This is a genomic window from Rhizorhabdus sp. P4_G5 (genome assembly GCF_056401065.1).
On sequence record NZ_JBFUKB010000010.1, the window covers coordinates 26,831 to 44,859 of the forward strand.

The following is an 18,029-nucleotide window of genomic DNA, read 5'->3' on the forward strand; positions in this document are numbered from 1 at the left end:
GTAAAGGCAAGGGACCGGATTCGTTGCCGGGAGAGGATCGACATGCGCGCCATTGCCGAAGGGCTGTTTACCGATGAAGTGCCGCCAAGGCTGGTGGGCGGACGCAATCGGGCGACCGGGCGGATCCTATTTCCCTGTCCGCCGAATGCCGACTATGAACCCTGGCCGCTCGCGCGGCAGGGGACTTTATGGTCCTACACCGTCCAGCGTTACCGCCCCAAATCGCCGCCCTATGCCGGCCCCGATGATTTCCGGCCTTGGGCCGTGGCCTATGTCGAACTGCCCGGCGAGACCATCGTCGAGGCGCGGCTGGCCGATGTCGAGCTGGATGCCATCCGCATCGGCATGAAGCTGGAGCTGACGCTCGTCCCGCTCGATCCCGCTGCCGCCGATCCGGTGCTGACGCACGCTTTCCGGCCGTTGGCTTCGGACCAGGGGAAGTCGGCATGAGTGACGTCTGCATCGTCGGCATCGGCATCCACCCCTTCGGGCGCACGGACGGCCTGTCCGGGCTCGATCAGGGCGTCGCCGCCGTGCGCGCGGCTCTGGCCGATGCCGGGGTAATGTGGAGCGACATCCAGTTCGCCTATGGCGGTTCGGAATCGGCCGGCAATCCGGACACCATGGTCGAACGGCTCGGCCTTACCGGTGTCCAGTTCATCAATGTGAAGAACGGCTGCGCGGCGGGAGGATCGGCGCTGTTCTCCGCCCAGATGGCGATCAAGTCGGGCGAGTTCGAGCTGGGGCTTGCCGTCGGCTTCGACAAGCATCCGCGCGGCGCGTTCAATGCGATGCCGGCCGAATATAACCTGCCCGACTGGTATGGCGAAGCCGGCTACATGATCACGACCCAGTTCTTCGGCGCGAAGATCACCCGCTATATGCATGAGCATGGCATCAGCCGGACGACGCTGGGCCGCGTTTCGGAAAAGGCGTTTCGCAACGGCGTCCATGCCCCCCACGCCTGGCGGCGCGAGCCGGTTGCGCTCGATGCCATCCTCGATGCACCGCTGGTGAGCGATCCCTATACCAAATTCATGTTCTGCTCGCCTGCCGAAGGCGGCGTCGCGCTGATCCTGGCGAGCGAGAAGAAGGCGCGCGAGCTGGGAAGGCCGCTGATCCGGCTCAAGGCCGCCGCGATGCGGACCCGTCCCGCCGGATCGTTCGAGGTGTTCGCGCCTTCGATCGACATCGTCCGCGGCGGATCCTCGACGATGATCGCGTCGGCCGATGCCTTCCGTCTTGCCGGAATCGGGCCCGAAGACATCGCGGTTGCCCAGCTTCAGGATACCGAGGCCGGTGCCGAGGTGATGCACATGGCCGAAAACGGTTTCTGCAAGGATGGCGATCAGGAACAATGGCTGGCTGAAGGATGGAGCGAGATCGGCGGCAAGCTCCCCGTCAACACCGATGGCGGCTGCCTCGCCTGTGGCGAGCCGATCGGCGCTTCGGGTCTGCGGCAGGTCTATGAAAATGTCGTGCAGCTGCGCGGCGACGGCGGTGGCCGTCAGGTCCCCGGCAACCCGAAGACGGCATATAGCCATGTGTACGGCGCGCCCGGCGTTTCGGCCGTGGCGATACTGGAACGCTGATGGATATCGATCTCTCCCCCGAAGATCTCGCTTTCCGCGAAGACATCCGAAGCTTCCTGCGCGAGTGCCTTCCCGCCGGCATCGCCTCCGACGCGGCGGCGTCGCCATCGGTGTTCGTCGAGCCTGAAATAGGCCAGGCCTGGAACGCCATCCTGCACGCCAAGGGCTGGCTGGGCTATAACTGGCCTGCCGCGCATGGCGGTACCGGCTGGAGCCCGCTGCGCCGCTATCTGTTCGAGAAGGAATGCGCCCTCGCCGGCGCGCCCAACCTGACGGTGCTGGGCCTGAAGCTGGTCGCGCCGGTGATCTGGACCTTCGGATCGGAGGCGCAGAAGGCGCTGTACCTGCCGCGCATCCTGTCCGGCGAGGATTATTGGTGCCAGGGCTTTTCGGAGCCCGGCAGCGGCTCCGATCTCGCGTCGCTCCAGTGCCGAGCGGTGCGCCAGGGCGATCAATATGTGCTCAACGGGTCGAAGATCTGGACGACCCACGCCCATCACGCCAACCGCATGTTCTGCCTGGCTCGCACCAGCGTCGAGACGCGCAAGCAGGCGGGCATCAGCTTCCTGCTGGTCGACATGAAACAGCCGGGTGTCTCGGTCCGCCCGATCCTGACCGCGGCCGGCGATCATGAAGTCAATCAGGTCTTCCTCGAAGATGTCGTCGTGGCCGCGGACGATCTGGTCGGGGCCGAAGGCCAGGGCTGGCAGATCGCCAAGTTCCTCCTCGAAAACGAGCGTGGCGGATCCTGCCACGCGCCGAAGCTCAGCTATGATCTGGACCGCATCGAGGCCGCCGCGCGCGGCGAAAGCGACGGGCGCGGCGGATCGATGGCCGAGGATCCCCAATGGCTGCGCAAGCTCGCGCGGATCCGGCTGGGAGTGCAGGCGCTCGAGATGATCGAGCTGAAGATCATATCCGAAGTGGCCAAGGGCCGCTTGCCGGGCCCCCAGACGTCGCTGACCAAGCTCCTGGCATCGAACCTGCGGCAGGACATCGATTTCCTGGCGGTCGACCTGTTCGGTACCGCCGGCCTCCAGCTGGAGCAGACGCGCCCGCTATATGGTGCCGATGCGCCCCGCCCGCTCCACTCCCGCGAAGCGCAGCTGGCTGCGCCGCGCTATCTCAACAGCCGGGCGTGGAGCATCTTCGGCGGCACGAACGAAGTTCAAGCCAACATCATAGCGCGGTCCGTATTGGGCCTCTAGAACGGGACGAGGAACAGGGATGCAATTGAGCCGCGAAGCGCTGTTGCGCGCCTACCGCCAGATGAAGGTGATCCGCGAGTTCGAGGAACGCCTGCATGTGGAGATCCAGACCGGTGAGATCGCCGGTTTCACCCACCTCTATAGCGGCCAGGAAGCGGTCGCCGTGGGAGTTTGCGAGCTGCTGGGCGACGATGACAAGATCGTCTCGACCCATCGCGGCCATGGCCACTGCCTTGCCAAGGGCTGCGACGTGGACGGCATGATGAAGGAGATCTGGGGCAGCCGGGACGGCCTTTGCAAGGGCAAGGGCGGATCGATGCACATCGCCGACATCGACAAGGGCATGCTGGGCGCCAACGGCATCGTCGGGGCGGGCGCGCCCATCGCCGTCGGCGCGGCGCTTGCCGCCAAGCTGGATGGCAAGGGCAAGGTTGCCATCGCCTTCTCGGGCGACGGCGCCTGCAACCAGGGCACCACCTTCGAGGCGATGAACATGGCGGTCGTCACCAAGGCGCCCTGCATCTTCGTCTATGAGAACAACCATTATTCCGAGCATACCGGGGTCGACTATGCGGTCGGCACCCAGGCCGACATCGCCAGCCGCGCCGAGGCCTTCGGCATGAAGGTCTGGCGAGCGGACGGGACCGACTTTTTCGCCGTGTACGAAACCATGCGCGAATTGCTGGAATATGTCCGCGCCGGCAACGGCCCGGCGTCGGTGGAGTTCGATACCGAACGGTTCTTCGGCCATTTCGAGGGTGACCCCCAACGCTATCGGGGCAAGGGCGAGCTGGATCGCATCCGCGAGACGAGGGATTGCCTCAAGTCGTTCCGCGCGAGCGTGACCGGCGCGAGCCTGCTTACCGACGCGGATCTGGATGGCGTCGACCAGGACGTGCTGGCCACGATCGAAGCCGCGGTTGCCGCGGCGCGTGCCGGCGACCGTCCCACCGCGGCGGACGCCCTCGTCGACGTCTATACTTCTTACTGAACGGCGGAGCGCACCCCATGCCACAGATGATGTACCGCGACGCCGTTGTCACGACGATCGCCGAGGAAATGGCCCGAGACCCCAATGTGGTGGTGCTGGGCGAAGACGTGGTCGGCGGCATGGGCACCGCCGGCGGCCCCGAGGCGATCGGCGGCATCTGGTCGACTTCCGCCGGCCTGTTCGGCAAGTTCGGGGCGGATCGCGTCATCGACACGCCTATCTCCGAAAGCGCGATCATCGGCGCGGCGGGCGGCCTCGCCCTGTCGGGCAAGCGCCCGGTGGCCGAATTGATGTTCGCCGATTTCATCGGCGTATCGCTCGATCAGATCTGGAACCAGCTCGCCAAATTCCACTACATGTTCGGCGGCAAGACCAAATGTCCGGCGGTGATCCGCATGGCCTATGGCGCCGGCTACAACGCCGCAGCCCAGCACAGCCAGTCGGTTCACCAGATCCTCACCGGCATGCCGGGTCTCAAGGTGATCATGCCGAGCACCCCCGCCGACGTGAAGGGCCTGCTGCGCACCGCCATACGCGACGACGATCCGGTGATCTTCCTCGAGCACAAGGCGCTCTACGGGATCAGCGGCGAAGTACCGGACGACCCCGATTTCGCCATTCCCTTCGGCCACGCCCGGCTCTCCCGCGCCGGCCAGGATGTCACCATCGTGTCGTCGGGGCTGCTGCTCGGCTTCTGCGAGGCGGTCGCCGACAAGCTGCTCGCCGAGGGCATCGGCTGCGACGTCATCGACCTGCGCAGCACCAGTCCGCTGGACGAGGAAACCATCCTCGACTCGGTCGAGGTGACCGGACGCTTCCTGATCGTCGACGAGGCCCCGCCGCGCTGCGGGCTGGCGGCCGATATCTGCGCGCTGGTTGCGAACAAGGCCTTCGCAAGCCTGAAGGCGCCGCCGCAGGCCATCACGCCGCCGCACACGCCGATCCCCTTCGCGCGCGAACTGGAAAGCGCCTATCTGCCGTCGGTCGACCGGATCGAAGCCGCGGTGCGCAAGCTCCTCGCCTGGCGCCGAGGGAACTGACATGGCCGACATCCGCCCGTTCTGCATGCCGAAATGGGGCATCGAGATGACCGAGGGCACCATCGCCGAATGGATGGTGCAGGAAGGCGAAAGCATCACGCGCGGCCAGACTTTATGCCTCATCGAGACGGCCAAGATCACCAACGAGGTCGAGGCCGAATATGATGCCGTCGCGCGGCGCGTGCTGGTTCCGGCCGGCAGTGGGGCGCAGCCGGTCGGCACGCTGCTGGCGGTCTTCGCCGATGCTGCGGCGACCGACGCGGAGATCGACGCTTTCATCGACGGCTTCCGACCGGCCGACACCCAGGTCGCGGCGCGCAAGCCCGCCGCCGCGCCTGCCGCCGCCGCCGCGACCGCTGCGCCGACGAAGATCATGACCAACCGGCCGATCAGCCCCGAGGCGCTCAAGCTGGCCCAGGCCGAAGGCGTCGATATCGCCGATCTCGAAGGATCGGGGCGCGGCGGCCGGATCACCTATCAGGATGTCCAGCAGGCATCGCTGCCGAAAGCCGATCCGGTCCTGCACGGCGCGGCGGCGCTGGTCGTCGAGGACGGCAAGGCCTTCGCCTCGCCGCTGGCGCTGCGGATCGCCGCCCGGCACGGCATCGCCCTTGCGGGCGTCACCGGCACCGGCCGGCGCGGCCGCATCTCGAAGGCCGATGTCCTGGCGCTGGTGCCAGCGCCGGCGCCAGCGAAGGCGGTTACCGCTGCGCCGGACCTGGCGGCGGTTGCCAACCAGGCCGAGATCGTTCCGTTCGACCGGATTCGCAAGATCGTGGCGCGGCGGCTGACCGAGGCCAAGCAGCAGATCCCGCACTTCTACCTGCGGATATCCGTCCGCGCCGACGCGCTGCTGGCGATGCGCAAGACCGCAAATGCGGTGCTCGGCTGCAAGGCGTCGGTCAACGATTACATCGTCAAGGCGGTCGCCAACGCGCTCGCCCGCCATCCGGACGTCAATGTGCAGGTGCATGGCGAAGAGCTGCACCGCTTTCCCCACGCCGATGTCGCGATTGCGGTGGCCAGCCCCAAGGGGCTTGTCACGCCGGTCGTCCGTCGTGCCGATCTTCTGCGGATAGACCAGATCGCCGCCGCCACGCGCGCGCTGATCGACAGGGCGGCGGCGGGCAGGCTGTCGTTCGACGACATGGACGGCGGCACATTCTCCGTCTCCAATCTCGGCATGATGGGCGTCGAGCAGTTCGACGCGATCATCAACCCGCCCCAGGGCGCTATCCTCGCCGTCGGCGCGGCCGCCCGCCAGCCGGTGGAAGCGGCGAGCGGGGGCGTCCAGTTCGAAACCCGGATCGCGCTGACCTTGTCGGTCGATCACCGCGCCATCGACGGGGCCGCGGGCGCCGCCTTCCTCACGACGCTGAAGGACCTGATCGAAGCCCCCGAAGGACTCTTCGCCTGAAAGGATCAGACATGACCAATCCCGGCTCGATCAAGGCACTGGGCGACATCATCCAGCTTGCCTACCTGCCCGAGGATTTCGACGCGGCGGTGACATATTGGACGGAGACGATGGGCGTCGGCCCATTCTTCCTGATCGAGAATGTCCGGCTGGGCGAGATGCGATATCGCGGCGTGCCGACCGAGGCGATCTTCTCGATCGCGATCGCCTATTGGGGCAATATCCAGATCGAGCTGATCCGTCCGGAAAATGACGCGCCATCGATCTATAGCGGCGAATATGCCGTGAAAGACCGGCTGCACCACATCTGCATCTTCGTCGACTCGATCGCCGACGCGCGTCGCGCCTGCGCCGAAGCCGGTGCGGAGGTCCTGATCGAGGGCAAGGTCGGCGACAGCGGCGAGGTGATCTATGTCGATGCCGGCGGAGGCCCCGGTCACGTCATCGAGCTGCTCCAGCCGATGGCCGGCTCGGAAGGTCTGTTCGACATGATGCGCGACGCCGCCCGCACCTGGGACGGCAGCGATCCGCTGCGGGTTGTCGGCTGAGACGCAGCCGCATAGTCGCAGCATGCGGTATTCAGGTTGCATCATCCGCTCATCCTGAGCAGCCGCTGAGCTAGGCGAAGTGTGTGTCGAAGGCCAAGCTGCGCCCCCGCGCACCATTGGCTCCTTCGATGCGACCTTGATCAAGCGGGGCAGCCAAGTACCAGGGATGCTGCGATCATCCGCTCCGCCATTGCGCTCCTATGCGCGGCGCCCGCATCGCGAAATATGGCTGATGGACAGAGTATAGGGTGTAGTCCCCATGCCTTTCTGAATTTACCGATGCTGAGTGGTAATTAGATCATCACCTTTGATGTGGAGGGGGTGATGCGAATAACCACCAATATCGCCATATTCGGTATATGTCTCATCGCAAATCCCGCATTGGCGGAAACAAAAGCGTCGATATCCCAACAGGATAGAGGCTTCACTATCATTGCCAGCCAGTCGGAGCAGGCCGTATATGCCTGCAATTATACTGTCCAGATCGTCTTCAGGGACGGTTTCGGCAGTGTATCAAGAGCCGTAAGAGTCGGCGGCTCAACCGAGGTAAGTGGATCAGGTGCGAACATGGCCGTGGTTACTTCTCATCTGGAGCAACCGATTCGATCTGCAACGCTCAAGGGCTGGCAGTGCGTGTTCAAGAAGGCCTTGTAATCGCGCGCCCGCACAAGCTGCTGATGGCGATGATTGACTGATCACTGCCCCGGTAACGAGCGCGAGAGCCGCATCTTACGCCGGGATACGGTGTCGATAGGTCAGGTTCACGCGGCGGGACAGCAGCAGATAGGGGCCCCATAGCACGACCCCAATCAAGATCTTCTTGATGTTGCCATCGAGCAGGCCGACGAGCGCGCCGCCTACGCTGCCGGGCAGGCCCGGGGTGTCGCCCATGATCCGCGCGATGCCGAGTTGCATCACCAGGTCGACTGCCCAGATCGTCACGAGCAGGCGCGGGAAGAGCGGCACATGGCGCAACGCCGCGACGAACGCGACCACATAAAGGCTAGAGAACAGCACGACATCGGCCAGCATCAGGGCGAATAGCGGCCCATACCAACTGGGTGCGGCGCCGGCGGCGGGGATGGCGAAGAGGAATTCGGTGGTCCGCACCGGCACGTTGAGCAAGATGCCAAGCATCAGCGAGTACATGAGGCCACTGGCCCCATAATAGCGCATCGTCCGCGCCTCCGCGCCGGATATGGTTCGCCAGCGGCTCACCCGCGCGAGACGAATGCGCGGCTGGTCCATTTCCGTCCCGGGCTTGAACCAGCGCAGCGCCAGGTATCCGGACAGGATCGGGGCGGCGACCACGAGGATATAGGGCGTGGCCACCAGGAGCATCTGGGCGGAATCGATGATCGGCGTCGCGGCGAAGGCCACGCGCAGGCCACAGGCGCAGCTCGCCGCGATCGTCCAGCCGAACATCACCCGCACGAGATTGCGCTGGAGCCGACTCACCGCGCGCGCCTTCCGCTTGAGATCCTGGTCGCCACTATGCATCGGGCCAATCCTATTCCGCTGGAAAGCAAACCGCCAGCGGCAGCGTGGGGTGCCATCATCCGACCATTTATTTCCTTGCGCTTGATTTGGAGGGCACGCGCCGATGCTACCCCTTCCGTTGATAGTCGCCGGAATACCCCCTTTTAGTCGTGCTCTCCGCTTGCGGTGACGTCGAATGCGATCACGATCATATTGCGGGCTCATCTAGGGGCATGGAATCTCTCCCTAAAATTATCTGATCGGCGGCACCTGGGCTTTGACCTCGCAGCGCCAGCCGTCGGGCTCTTGCCATTGGTACATAATTCGGATGCGCCAGCTGCGTTCGTTTCTCCCGGGAAATGACCATATAAGTCTACTCCCCATTGTCGGCTTCCACGTCCGCCAATTTCTGCAATTGTCTGCCGAAGCGGTGCAATGGAAGCTGGCGGTCTATCCGCGATTTTCAGTTTTCCCAGCCAAAATTCGCCGCCGATCCGTAGGTGTGGGGCTGTCTCGCGCCAAAGAGAACGGGGTTCAACATGACAAACTTTCTGAAGAACTACTGGGCTGACCAATCGGGTGCAGCTGCGGCGGAGTATGCACTCATCCTGGCGATCGTCGGAACGGCAATTGCGGCGGCATCGATCCTTCTGGGAACCGCGGTCAGCACTTCCATCGGCAGTGCCGCGACCTGCATCACCAACAAGGGTGTAGGCTGCTAACACCAATATCTCACAAGCTGGCCGGGTCAACCTGGCCAGCTTGTGAGAACTGGGAAGAATGTCTCCGATCCATCTGCCGATTGATTTGGAGATATCTTCACGGGGGAGGACGAGTCATGCCGCGTGTACAATCGTTTATCATTCTGGGCGTCGCGATCCTGATCGGCCTGATGGCCGTTTTCCTCGCGAACATGTTTCTCGGCAGCGGAGCGGCGCCCGACATGGCCAACAAGCCAAGGTCGGTGCAACTCGCCGTCGCGCGGATGCCGCTGGCATTCGGCACGAAGGTCACGGCCGACAATATCCGAATGGTCGATTGGCCATCCAACTCGGTGCCGCCGGGCGCCTTCCTCAACATCGCGGACGCCGCCAATGCGGCCGATCCGCGCATCGTGTTGCGACCGATGGAGATCAACGAACCGGTCCTGGCCGCCAAGCTTTCTGGCGTCGGCGGCCGTGCTACCATCTCCGGGTTGATCGCGCCGGACAAGCGCGCCGCCACGGTGCGCACCAATGACGTGTCGGGCGTCGGCGGCTTCGCGCTCCCCGGCGACATGGTCGACGTGCTGGTCACCCGCCAGGTCGGCAAGGCCGACCAGGAGCGGCAGATCACCGATGTGCTCCTCCAGAATATCCGCGTGATCGGGATCGACCAGGACGCCAATGGCACCAGCGAAAAACCCACTGTCGGCAAGTCCGCGACGCTCGAGGTGACCCAGGTCGAGGCGCAAAAGCTCGCGCTGGCCCAGAATGTCGGCACGCTCAGCCTGGTGCTGCGCAAGATCGGCGACAGCACGCAAGCACCGGTCACGACGGTCAGCCTGAACGATCTGCGCGCCGGTGCCGAACCGGGTCCGAAGGCTCTGCCGGTCGCCCATAATCGCACCCGCCGGGTCGTCCGCGCCGCCGCGCGCAAGCCGGCCGGGAACGCGGTGGAGATCGTGCGGGGCTTCCAGTCCAGCAGCTATCACGTCGCCGGCTACACCGGCTCAGACATCAAGGTGGGATATAACGACAAGGGGGACGTACAATGAGCACGCGCATTCGCAATTTGCTGCTCGCGACGCTGGCGGGAGCAGCCATCACGGCCCCCGGCATGGCGGCGGTGCCGCCGGCGGCGTCGATCATGAGCAGCGCTGATCTGCACGGTGGCCAGCTCGACGTGCCGGTCAACAAGAGCCAGGTCCTCCGCATCGACCAGCCCTATGTCCAGGCGCTGATCGGCAATCCGGAGATCGCCGATGTGCTGCCGCTCACCAACCGGTCGCTATACGTCCTGGGCAAGAAGCTCGGCACGACCAGCCTGTCGATCTACGATCGCAACAAGACGCTGATTGCGGTGGTCGACATCGTCGTCGGCCCGGACGTGATCGGCCTGCGCCGCCAGCTATCGGAGCTGATGCCGCGCGAGACGATCGGTGCACGCGTTTCCAATGACGCGGTGGTGCTGTCCGGGGTCGTCACCTCGGCGGCCGCTGCGGATCGCGCGAACCGGATCGCGGCGACCTATGCGCCCGACAAGGTCGTCAACATGCTGGCCGTCGGCGCATCGCAGCAGGTCATGCTGGAAGTGCGCTTTTCCGAGATGAAGCGATCGGCCGCAAAGCAGATCGGTCTCAACTCGGCATTTCGCAGCAACAACGGCAAGTTCCTCGGCGGCACGGGCGGCAGCGCGGTTTCCACCAGCCTGCTCACCGACGCCAATGGCCGCCCGACAGTCGATCTCGGCCATATCCTCGACACCTTCGGCATCGTCGCCGGCAAGTTCAGCATCGGTTCGCTCGATATCACCGGCGTGCTTGATGCGCTCGAGGAGAAAGGCGTCGTCAGGACCCTGGCCGAGCCAAACCTGATCGCACTTTCGGGCGACACGGCATCCTTCCTCGCGGGCGGCGAATTCCCGATCCCGGTGGCGCAGAACGGTGAAAACGGGAACGGCGGCCGGACGATCACGATCGAGTTCAAACCGTTCGGGGTCAGCCTCGCCTTCACCCCGACCGTGCTGGAAGACGGCATCATCAATCTTCTGGTGGCGCCCGAGGTCAGCTCGATCGATCCGTCGGCCTCGATCAACCTCGACGGCTTGCTGATCCCCGGCCTGCAGACGCGGCGCGCGAAGACCACGCTCGAGCTGCGCGACGGACAGTCCTTCGCGATCGCCGGGCTGCTGCGCAAGGATTTCCAGGATACCGTGCGGCAATTCCCGGTACTCGGGTCGATCCCGATCATCGGCGCGCTGTTCCGCTCGACCGGCTTCCAGAAGGAGGAAACCGAGCTGGTGATCATCGTCACGCCCCGGCTGGTGAGACCGATGTCGGGCGATCAGGTGGCATCGCTACCAACCGAGAGGGTGGGCGAGCCGCATGAGCTGGAGCTGTTCCTCGCCGGGCGCACCGACAGCGCGATGAAGAACAACCCGCTTGCCTCGTCGGCCCAGGCCGCGCCCAGGCCGGCTGCACCCGACCAGAAGCAGACCGGAATCGACGGCGAAACCGGATATATTGTGAGGTGATCACCATGCGCGCGACCCTTTTCCTCATCGCCACCGCCGGGCTGATCGCCACAGGCTGTGCACCCGTCGACCCCGGCTTTGGCGAGTCCGTCCATCGCTACAAGGTCGCCCAGGTCATCAATCCCGATCCCGTGGCGACGACCGAGCTTGTGGAAGGTGGTGATGGCCAGCGCGCCGCGGCCGCCGTCCAGCGCTACCGCGAAGGCAAGGTGAAAGAGCTTGTGTCGGTCAAGACGTCCAGCGTCGGGTCTGCCGGAGGCAGCACCCGCTGAGAAACGGCTCAAAGGAGCAAGTACGATGGTGCTGCGTAGATGCAAGCGGTGGGCGATGGAGACGAGCGGCGCGGTCGCGCCGACCATCGCCCTGTCGATGACCGCCCTGATCGCGGCTGGCGGCCTCGCCTTCGACTATGCGCGGCTCGCCACGATGGACAGCGAGCTTCAGGGCGCGGCGGACCAGGCCGCGCTGGCGGCGGCGACGCAGTTGGATGGCGCGCCGGACCAGTGCGGCCGTGCGAGCGCCGCGGCCGTCTCGTTCGTCGCCAATGACACGCGCTTTGCCAATGACGCGAAGGGGCCGGCCGTCACCATCACCGCTGAGCCCGCCTGCGACGCAACCGGCAAGATCCGTTTCTATCAATCCTACACGAATGAAACGACCTTCACGCCCGCAGCGAGCAGTACCGACGCCCGCTTCGTGAGCGTGACCGTCGACGCGCGACAGGCGGTCTATGCGCTTACCCCAATTGTGGGCGCGCTCAATTCCGGCAGCATCAACGCCACGGCGGTCGCGGGCCTGGAATCGGCGATCTGCAAGGTGCCGCCGCTGATGCTCTGCAATCCCGCGGAAACAGCCCTCAACACCGATTTCAACGTCGATGACTATGTTGGAAAGGGGATAGTGGCGAAATCCGGCGGGGGGGGCGCCTGGGCCCCGGGGAACTTCGGATTCCTGGAGGTCGGCGCAAGCCCGAGCGCGAACAATCTGCGCGATGTGTTCGGACATGTCGATACGTCGTTCGACTGCGTGAAGGGAACGGGTGTCAACACCGCGCCGGGCAACATGAGCTCGGTTTCGGACGCCATCAACACGCGCTTCGACATCTACGAAAATGGCTGGGCGAGGAATTGCGGCCCAACCGCCTGTCCTCCGGCCCTGAACACGGTGAAGGATCTCGTCCGGCCTGACGCGCCGGCCAGCAACAACAGCTGCAACCTGTCCGGCTCGGGCTGGCGGGAGGTCGATTCGTCGCAGCGTTATCTGCCGGATCCGATCACCCGCAAGGACACAACCGTCACGACAATGGGGCATCCGCGGGACATCTGCCATGCGGTGAGCGCCAATGGCGATTGCCCCCAGGGCGTCATCGGTGACGGCAACTGGGACCGGGATATCTATTTCAAGGTCAATCACGGCTATGCCACCAGGGCTGCGTGGCAGGCAGCGACGGGCATGACCAATCCGACCCGAGCCGAAACCTATGACTGGGAAATTTCGAGCGGGCATCTTGCCAAGCGGGCCGTCGGGGCGCTTGCCTCGTACAAGGCTCCGGTCTGTGACCCGGCCGGCGGCGTCGGTCCGCCCGCATATGCCGACCGCCGCAGGGCTGCCGTGGCCGTCATCAACTGCAAGGCCGAAGGCGTCAACGGCGCGTCGAAGGACGTAAAGGTCAAGGATTGGATCGAGGTTTTCCTTGTCGAACCGTCGATAGCGCGCACCCGCACCTCGACGGACCAAGTCTATATCGAGGTTGTCGGCAAGACGACCACCGGCGGCGATAACCAGCCCCAGTTCGTCAGCCGCGACAAGCCCTATCTGGTGGAGTGAATGATGGGCGCTCCCCGCTTCCTTTCCCGCTTCTGGACCGATCGGCGCGGAGTGGCGGCTGCCGAGATGGCGCTCGTCACGCCGCTGCTGATGATATTGATGTTCGGCAGCTTCGAGCTGGCCCGCTACTTTCTCGACGAGCATGTCGTGGTGAAGGCGGTGCGCGACGGGGCGCGCTTCGCGGGCCGTCTCAATTTCGCGGATTTCACCTGCGCGACGGCATCGGCGGGCGCCCAACAGTCCATCCGCGACATCACGCGGACAGGCGTGCTGGGCGGGACGACGCCCCGGCTCAGCTACTGGACCAGCCCGGCCACCGTAACGGTCAGCGTCGCATGCGACACGAGCGGCACTTATAAGGGCATCTATGACGGCGTCGCGATGGGCGCGCCGGTGGTGACGGTCAGCGCCACTGTGCCCTATGTTTCGCTGTTCGGCCTGGTGGGGTTCGATACGACGGGACTGGCGCTCAGCGCCAGCTCCGAAAGCGCGGTGATGGGGATATGAACGCCTTCCTCACCCGGTTCGCGCGGTCGACCAACGCCGCGACCGCCGCCGAATTCGCGCTGGTCCTGCCGCTGCTGCTGCTGTTCCTGATCGGCATCATCTATGCCGGCGCGTTGATGTGGACCTTTAACCGGGCCGAGAAGGCGACGCAGATGGGCGTCCGCTTCGCCGTGGTCACCGATCTCGTGCCGTCCGGCCTTGCCGCCATCAACTTCATGAGCTCGCCCTATAATTGCGCGCAGGGAGCAAATATTCCGGTGAGCAGCGCCGGCTCCTGCGCTTTCAGCACCCAGATCACCTGCCAGAGCGGCGGTTGCAGCGGCTATGGCTATGACGCGACGGCGTTCAACAACATCGTGCAGCGCATGCAGGCGTTCATGCCTGAAATCCAGCCCGCCAATGTTCAGGTCATATATCAGCCTGTCGGGCTCGGTTACGCGGGCGATCCCAACGGCCCGGACATTTCACCCCTGGTCACCGTGCGACTGCGCGACATGACGTTTGCCCCGGGGTTCGCAGCGATGTTCGCATCGCTCACCCTGCCGGATTTCAGCGCGGCACTGACGATGGAAGACAGCAGCGGAAGCACCTCGAATTAGTGAAGGGGCATTTGGCGTGGGTATTATGGACGTGAAAGGCGGAAGATTTTCTCCTGGGCTTCGCACCGTGCCGGGCGAGAAGGCCGTCATCCTGCTGTCATCGGAGGAAGCGCAGAGAACGGCTCTTCCCGAGCCGCAGATCGCCGGCTTCACGATCGCGCTGGCGGCGGGCGACGTCCGGGCGCCTGTCGACCGCGACCGCTTTGGCGAGGTGGCGGTGATCGTGCTGGAAGTCGACCCTGATTGCACGCCGTCGGTCGGGCGGCTCGCCACGGCGGCGCAGCTGCCCGGGCGTCCATTGGTGGTCGCTGCGATCCGCGAGCCATCGCTCGCGCAGATCAGGACGCTGCTGCGGGAAGGGGTGAAGGATGTGGTCGCGCTGCCGCTCGCGGCCGACGATCTGACCGCACTTTTCGCGCAGCTTCGAAAGGATCTGGATGCGGCGCGCGACGCCAGGCAGTGCGACGGCAAGACCGTATCGGTGATCGGGAGCGTCGGCGGCGTAGGGGCTACGGCCATCGCAACCCAGACCGCCTGCCTCTTCGCCGAGCAGGAAGCCAAGAGCGGGCGCTCGGCCTGCTTCATCGATCTGGACATCCAGTTCGGCGAGGGAGCGATTTATCTTGGCGAAAGTCCGAAGCTGACGCTCCAGGACATCATCGCCGCCGGCGCGCGGGTGGACGGGGCGCTGCTCAATGCCGTGACGGTGCGCCACGCGTCCGGGCTCAACATCATCGCCGCGCCGAACGACATGATGCCGCTGGAGACGATCGACACCGATCAGATCTGCGAATTCGTCGATATCGCCGCGCGCGAATATTCCACGATCTTCCTCGACCTGCCGAGCAACTGGACGAATTGGTCGCTGTCGCTCGCGGCGCGCTCGGACCTCGTCCTGCTGGTCACCGAGCTTACCGTCCCGAGCCTGCGCCAGGCGCGCCGCCAGCTCAATCTGCTGACGCAGCAGGGGGCGGGCGATGTCGACGTCCGGATCGTGCTCAACCGTTTGGAAAAGGGTCTCTTCAGGGCGCTCAAGACCGACGATGCCGTCCAGGTCCTCGGCCGCGCGATCGATTACACCGTGGCGAATGATTTTGCCGTGGTGAGCGCGGCGCTCGATCAGGGGGTGCTTTTCTCCGAGATCAAGGCCCGAAACCGGGTCACCCGTGATCTCGCCATCCTCGCCGAGGGGATTTCCAGACATCTGCAGGGGGGAGTCAATCCTGATGTGGCATCTTAAGACGACGCGATCGGCCGAAGCCGGAACGAGGCCGCTCGCACCCGTTGCGCTGCTGACCGAAGACGTGCCGGACGATCGGCAGACGGCCCTCAAGGTCGAGCTGCACGAACGGCTGCTGGATGTGATCAATCTGTCCGCGCTGGAAATGGCGACACGCGAGCAGATCCAGGCGGAGATCGGCGATCTCGTCCAGGAGCTTCTGGCCGAGCAGCGATATGCGCTGAACGCGATCGAGCGCAAGCAGCTCACGATGGATCTGCTCGACGAGCTGCTCGGGCTCGGCCCGCTCGAGCCATTGCTCAAGGATCCATCGATCACCGACATTCTCGTCAATACCCATCGCAACGTCTATGTGGAGCGCCGCGGGCAGCTCGAGAAAACCGGCGCGCGCTTCAAGGATGAGAAGCATCTCCAGCGCATCATCACCCGCATCGTTTCGGCGGTCGGGCGGCGCGTGGACGAGTCCTCGCCGATGGTCGATGCGCGCCTCGCGGATGGGTCGCGGGTCAACGCGATCGTCCCGCCGCTCGCCGTCGACGGATCGCTGTTGTCGATCCGCAAATTCGCGAGGACCCCGATCAACATGGCCAGGCTGGTCGAACTGGGAAGCCTTTCGGCCCCCATCGCCGGTGTGCTGGCGGCGATTGTCGCCGGACGGCGCAACGTGTTGATCTCGGGTGGCACCGGCTCGGGCAAGACGACCCTGCTGAACGCGATGTCGGCGGCGATCGACGATCGCGAGCGGATCGTCACGATCGAGGATTCGGCGGAGCTCCAGATGCAGCAGCAGCATGTCGTGCGGCTCGAAACCCGCCCGCCGAACATCGAAGGCCGGGGCGAGGTCGCCCAGCGCGAACTCGTGAAGAATGCGCTGCGTATGCGGCCGGACCGGATCATCGTCGGCGAAGTCCGTGCCGGCGAGGCGATCGATATGCTGCAGGCGATGAACACGGGTCATGACGGATCGATGACCACCGTCCACGCCAATACCGCGCGCGACGCACTGTCCCGCCTCGAGCAGATGGTCGGCATGAGCGGCCTCGATATATCGAGCCGATCGGCGCGCGGCCAGATCGCCTCCGCACTTCATGTCGTCATCCAGGTCGAACGCATGTCGGACGGGCGGCGGCGGCTGGTGAGCCTTGGCGAGATTGCGGGCATGGAAGGCGACGTCATCACGATGCAGGAGATTTTTCGCTTCAAGCGAACCGGCATGGAAGACGACGGGACGGTGCTCGGCCATTTCGAGGCAACCGGAATCCGCCCGAAATTCATCGAGGATCTCAGCCTGCGGGGGCTCGAGCTTCCGAGCGATCTGTTCCGCCTCGGCCAGAGGGTAAGCTGATGTCCCCGGCTTCGATCAGGTTGCTCGTCCTCGTCCTCATCTTCGCGGCGACGCTGCTCGCCGTCGAGGGCGTGATCCGCTGGGTGCACGGTTCGCGCAAGGAGGGCCGCGCGATCAACCGACGGCTGCAGTTGATCCAGCGGGGCCTGGACCAGCGCGAAGTCATGACCCGTATCCGCCGCGAGGTGCGGACAAGGCTGCCGGTGTCGGGACCGCTCGGCGCGGTGGCCGAACGCATCGATCGGATGATCGTCGAAGCGGGGATGACGATATCGTCCGCCAACCTGATGGTGTTGCTCGCCGGCATCGCGGGGGCGCTGTTCGTCGTCTCGGCAAGCATTGCAGCCGTCATGGATATGACGATGTCGCTGGGTGGCCTGCTGCTGATCACATTGTTCGCCATATCGCTGGGCATCTGTCTACCGTTGATGGCGATCAGTCATAAGCGCGAAAAGCGGCGCCGGCGCCTCACCGAGCAGTTTTCGATAGCGCTCGACACCTTCGTGCGCAGCCTGCGCGCAGGCCACCCCATTGCCGCCGCGCTCGAGCTCCTCACCACCGACATGGCCGATCCGATCGGCAGCGAATTCGGGATCGTCGTCGATGAGGTCACCTATGGCTCGGAATTGCGCGACGCGCTGCAGGGCATGGCCGATCGCTGCGGTGTCGACGATATGAAGATGTTCGTCGTGTCGGTGTCCGTGCAACGGGAGACCGGCGGCAATCTGGCCGAAATATTGGATAATCTGAGCGCGGTCATCCGCGAACGCGCAAGCATGATGCTGAAGGTCCGGGCGCTGAGCTCGGAGGGGCGGATCAGTGGGATCATGCTCACCGCCCTGCCGATGTTGACCTTCGCGCTCGTTTTCTTGAGCAATCCGGCATTCTATCTCGATGTTGCCAATGATCCCGTGTTCTTCCCGGGGTTTGGAGTGTTGCTCGGCCTTTATGCGATCGGGGTCTATTCGATACGCCGAATGGTCGATTTGAAGGTTTGATGCG

General features: G+C 64.7%; 19 protein-coding genes. 18 read left to right on the plus strand and 1 reads right to left on the minus strand.

All coding sequences use genetic code 11. The annotated features are described in order from the left end of the window. Positions 1-42: 42 nt before the first annotated feature. The 8 genes from AC1DQK_RS16180 to AC1DQK_RS16215 all read left to right on the plus strand — a co-directional run bounded on the left by AC1DQK_RS16180 (position 43) and on the right by AC1DQK_RS16215 (position 7,450). Positions 43-450, plus strand: a complete 408-nt coding sequence (locus AC1DQK_RS16180) for a Zn-ribbon domain-containing OB-fold protein (protein ID WP_477872353.1) — start codon at positions 43-45, stop codon at positions 448-450. Beyond that, positions 447-1,592 (plus strand): thiolase family protein, encoded by a 1,146-nt coding sequence (locus tag AC1DQK_RS16185; protein ID WP_477872355.1) that lies wholly within the window; start codon positions 447-449, stop codon positions 1,590-1,592. The genes AC1DQK_RS16180 and AC1DQK_RS16185 overlap by 4 nt, the downstream gene beginning before the upstream one ends. Continuing rightward, entirely contained in the window at positions 1,592-2,800 is a 1,209-nt protein-coding gene (locus tag AC1DQK_RS16190; RefSeq protein WP_477872357.1) for an acyl-CoA dehydrogenase family protein, read from the plus strand. Before AC1DQK_RS16185 ends, AC1DQK_RS16190 begins: the two co-directional genes overlap by 1 nt. A gap of 19 nt (positions 2,801-2,819) precedes the next feature. Then, on the plus strand, positions 2,820-3,791 hold the full coding sequence (locus AC1DQK_RS16195) for a thiamine pyrophosphate-dependent dehydrogenase E1 component subunit alpha (protein ID WP_477872359.1): 972 nt from the start codon (positions 2,820-2,822) through the stop codon (positions 3,789-3,791). Between the two features lie 17 nt (positions 3,792-3,808). Further along, positions 3,809-4,831, plus strand: coding sequence for an alpha-ketoacid dehydrogenase subunit beta (locus AC1DQK_RS16200; RefSeq protein ID WP_477872361.1), 1,023 nt, complete (start codon positions 3,809-3,811; stop codon positions 4,829-4,831). 1 nt (position 4,832) lies between these two features. Continuing rightward, positions 4,833-6,248, plus strand: coding sequence for a dihydrolipoamide acetyltransferase family protein (locus tag AC1DQK_RS16205; protein WP_477872363.1), 1,416 nt, complete (start codon positions 4,833-4,835; stop codon positions 6,246-6,248). A gap of 11 nt (positions 6,249-6,259) precedes the next feature. Further along, on the plus strand, positions 6,260-6,796 hold the full coding sequence (locus AC1DQK_RS16210; RefSeq protein ID WP_477872365.1) for a VOC family protein: 537 nt from the start codon (positions 6,260-6,262) through the stop codon (positions 6,794-6,796). Positions 6,797-7,120: 324 nt separating this feature from the next. After that, positions 7,121-7,450 (plus strand): hypothetical protein, encoded by a 330-nt coding sequence (locus AC1DQK_RS16215; protein WP_477872367.1) that lies wholly within the window; start codon positions 7,121-7,123, stop codon positions 7,448-7,450. Positions 7,451-7,525: 75 nt separating this feature from the next. On the opposite strand, the gene AC1DQK_RS16220 is transcribed toward AC1DQK_RS16215, so the two are convergent. Beyond that, positions 7,526-8,296 carry a DUF2569 domain-containing protein gene (locus AC1DQK_RS16220; RefSeq protein ID WP_477872369.1) on the minus strand — a complete coding sequence of 257 codons (771 nt, stop codon included), beginning with the start codon at positions 8,294-8,296 and terminating at the stop codon, positions 7,526-7,528. A gap of 518 nt (positions 8,297-8,814) precedes the next feature. Here AC1DQK_RS16220 and AC1DQK_RS16225 point away from each other — a divergent pair. The 10 genes from AC1DQK_RS16225 to AC1DQK_RS16270 all read left to right on the plus strand — a co-directional run bounded on the left by AC1DQK_RS16225 (position 8,815) and on the right by AC1DQK_RS16270 (position 18,025). Next, positions 8,815-8,997, plus strand: coding sequence for a Flp family type IVb pilin (locus tag AC1DQK_RS16225; protein ID WP_477872371.1), 183 nt, complete (start codon positions 8,815-8,817; stop codon positions 8,995-8,997). Between the two features lie 116 nt (positions 8,998-9,113). Then, positions 9,114-10,031: a Flp pilus assembly protein CpaB gene (gene cpaB / locus AC1DQK_RS16230; protein ID WP_477872373.1), complete on the plus strand. Its 918-nt coding sequence runs from the start codon at positions 9,114-9,116 to the stop codon at positions 10,029-10,031. Beyond that, positions 10,028-11,509, plus strand: coding sequence for a type II and III secretion system protein family protein (locus tag AC1DQK_RS16235; RefSeq protein ID WP_477872375.1), 1,482 nt, complete (start codon positions 10,028-10,030; stop codon positions 11,507-11,509). The genes cpaB and AC1DQK_RS16235 overlap by 4 nt, the downstream gene beginning before the upstream one ends. 5 nt (positions 11,510-11,514) lie before the next feature. After that, positions 11,515-11,781 (plus strand): hypothetical protein, encoded by a 267-nt coding sequence (locus AC1DQK_RS16240; RefSeq protein WP_477872377.1) that lies wholly within the window; start codon positions 11,515-11,517, stop codon positions 11,779-11,781. Between the two features lie 25 nt (positions 11,782-11,806). After that, complete coding sequence (locus AC1DQK_RS16245; RefSeq protein WP_477872379.1) at positions 11,807-13,336, plus strand: pilus assembly protein TadG-related protein; 1,530 nt, start codon at positions 11,807-11,809, stop codon at positions 13,334-13,336. Beyond that, positions 13,337-13,843: a TadE/TadG family type IV pilus assembly protein gene (locus tag AC1DQK_RS16250; protein ID WP_477872381.1), complete on the plus strand. Its 507-nt coding sequence runs from the start codon at positions 13,337-13,339 to the stop codon at positions 13,841-13,843. Next, positions 13,840-14,442, plus strand: coding sequence for a TadE/TadG family type IV pilus assembly protein (locus AC1DQK_RS16255; protein WP_477872383.1), 603 nt, complete (start codon positions 13,840-13,842; stop codon positions 14,440-14,442). The genes AC1DQK_RS16250 and AC1DQK_RS16255 overlap by 4 nt, the downstream gene beginning before the upstream one ends. A 16-nt stretch (positions 14,443-14,458) precedes the next feature. Next, a complete protein-coding gene (locus AC1DQK_RS16260) occupies positions 14,459-15,682 on the plus strand; it encodes a CpaE/TadZ family protein (RefSeq protein ID WP_477872385.1) in 1,224 nt (407 codons plus the stop codon). Then, positions 15,669-17,027 (plus strand): CpaF family protein, encoded by a 1,359-nt coding sequence (locus AC1DQK_RS16265; protein WP_477872387.1) that lies wholly within the window; start codon positions 15,669-15,671, stop codon positions 17,025-17,027. Before AC1DQK_RS16260 ends, AC1DQK_RS16265 begins: the two co-directional genes overlap by 14 nt. Then, positions 17,027-18,025, plus strand: a complete 999-nt coding sequence (locus AC1DQK_RS16270) for a type II secretion system F family protein (RefSeq protein ID WP_477872389.1) — start codon at positions 17,027-17,029, stop codon at positions 18,023-18,025. The genes AC1DQK_RS16265 and AC1DQK_RS16270 overlap by 1 nt, the downstream gene beginning before the upstream one ends. Positions 18,026-18,029: the final 4 nt, after the last annotated feature.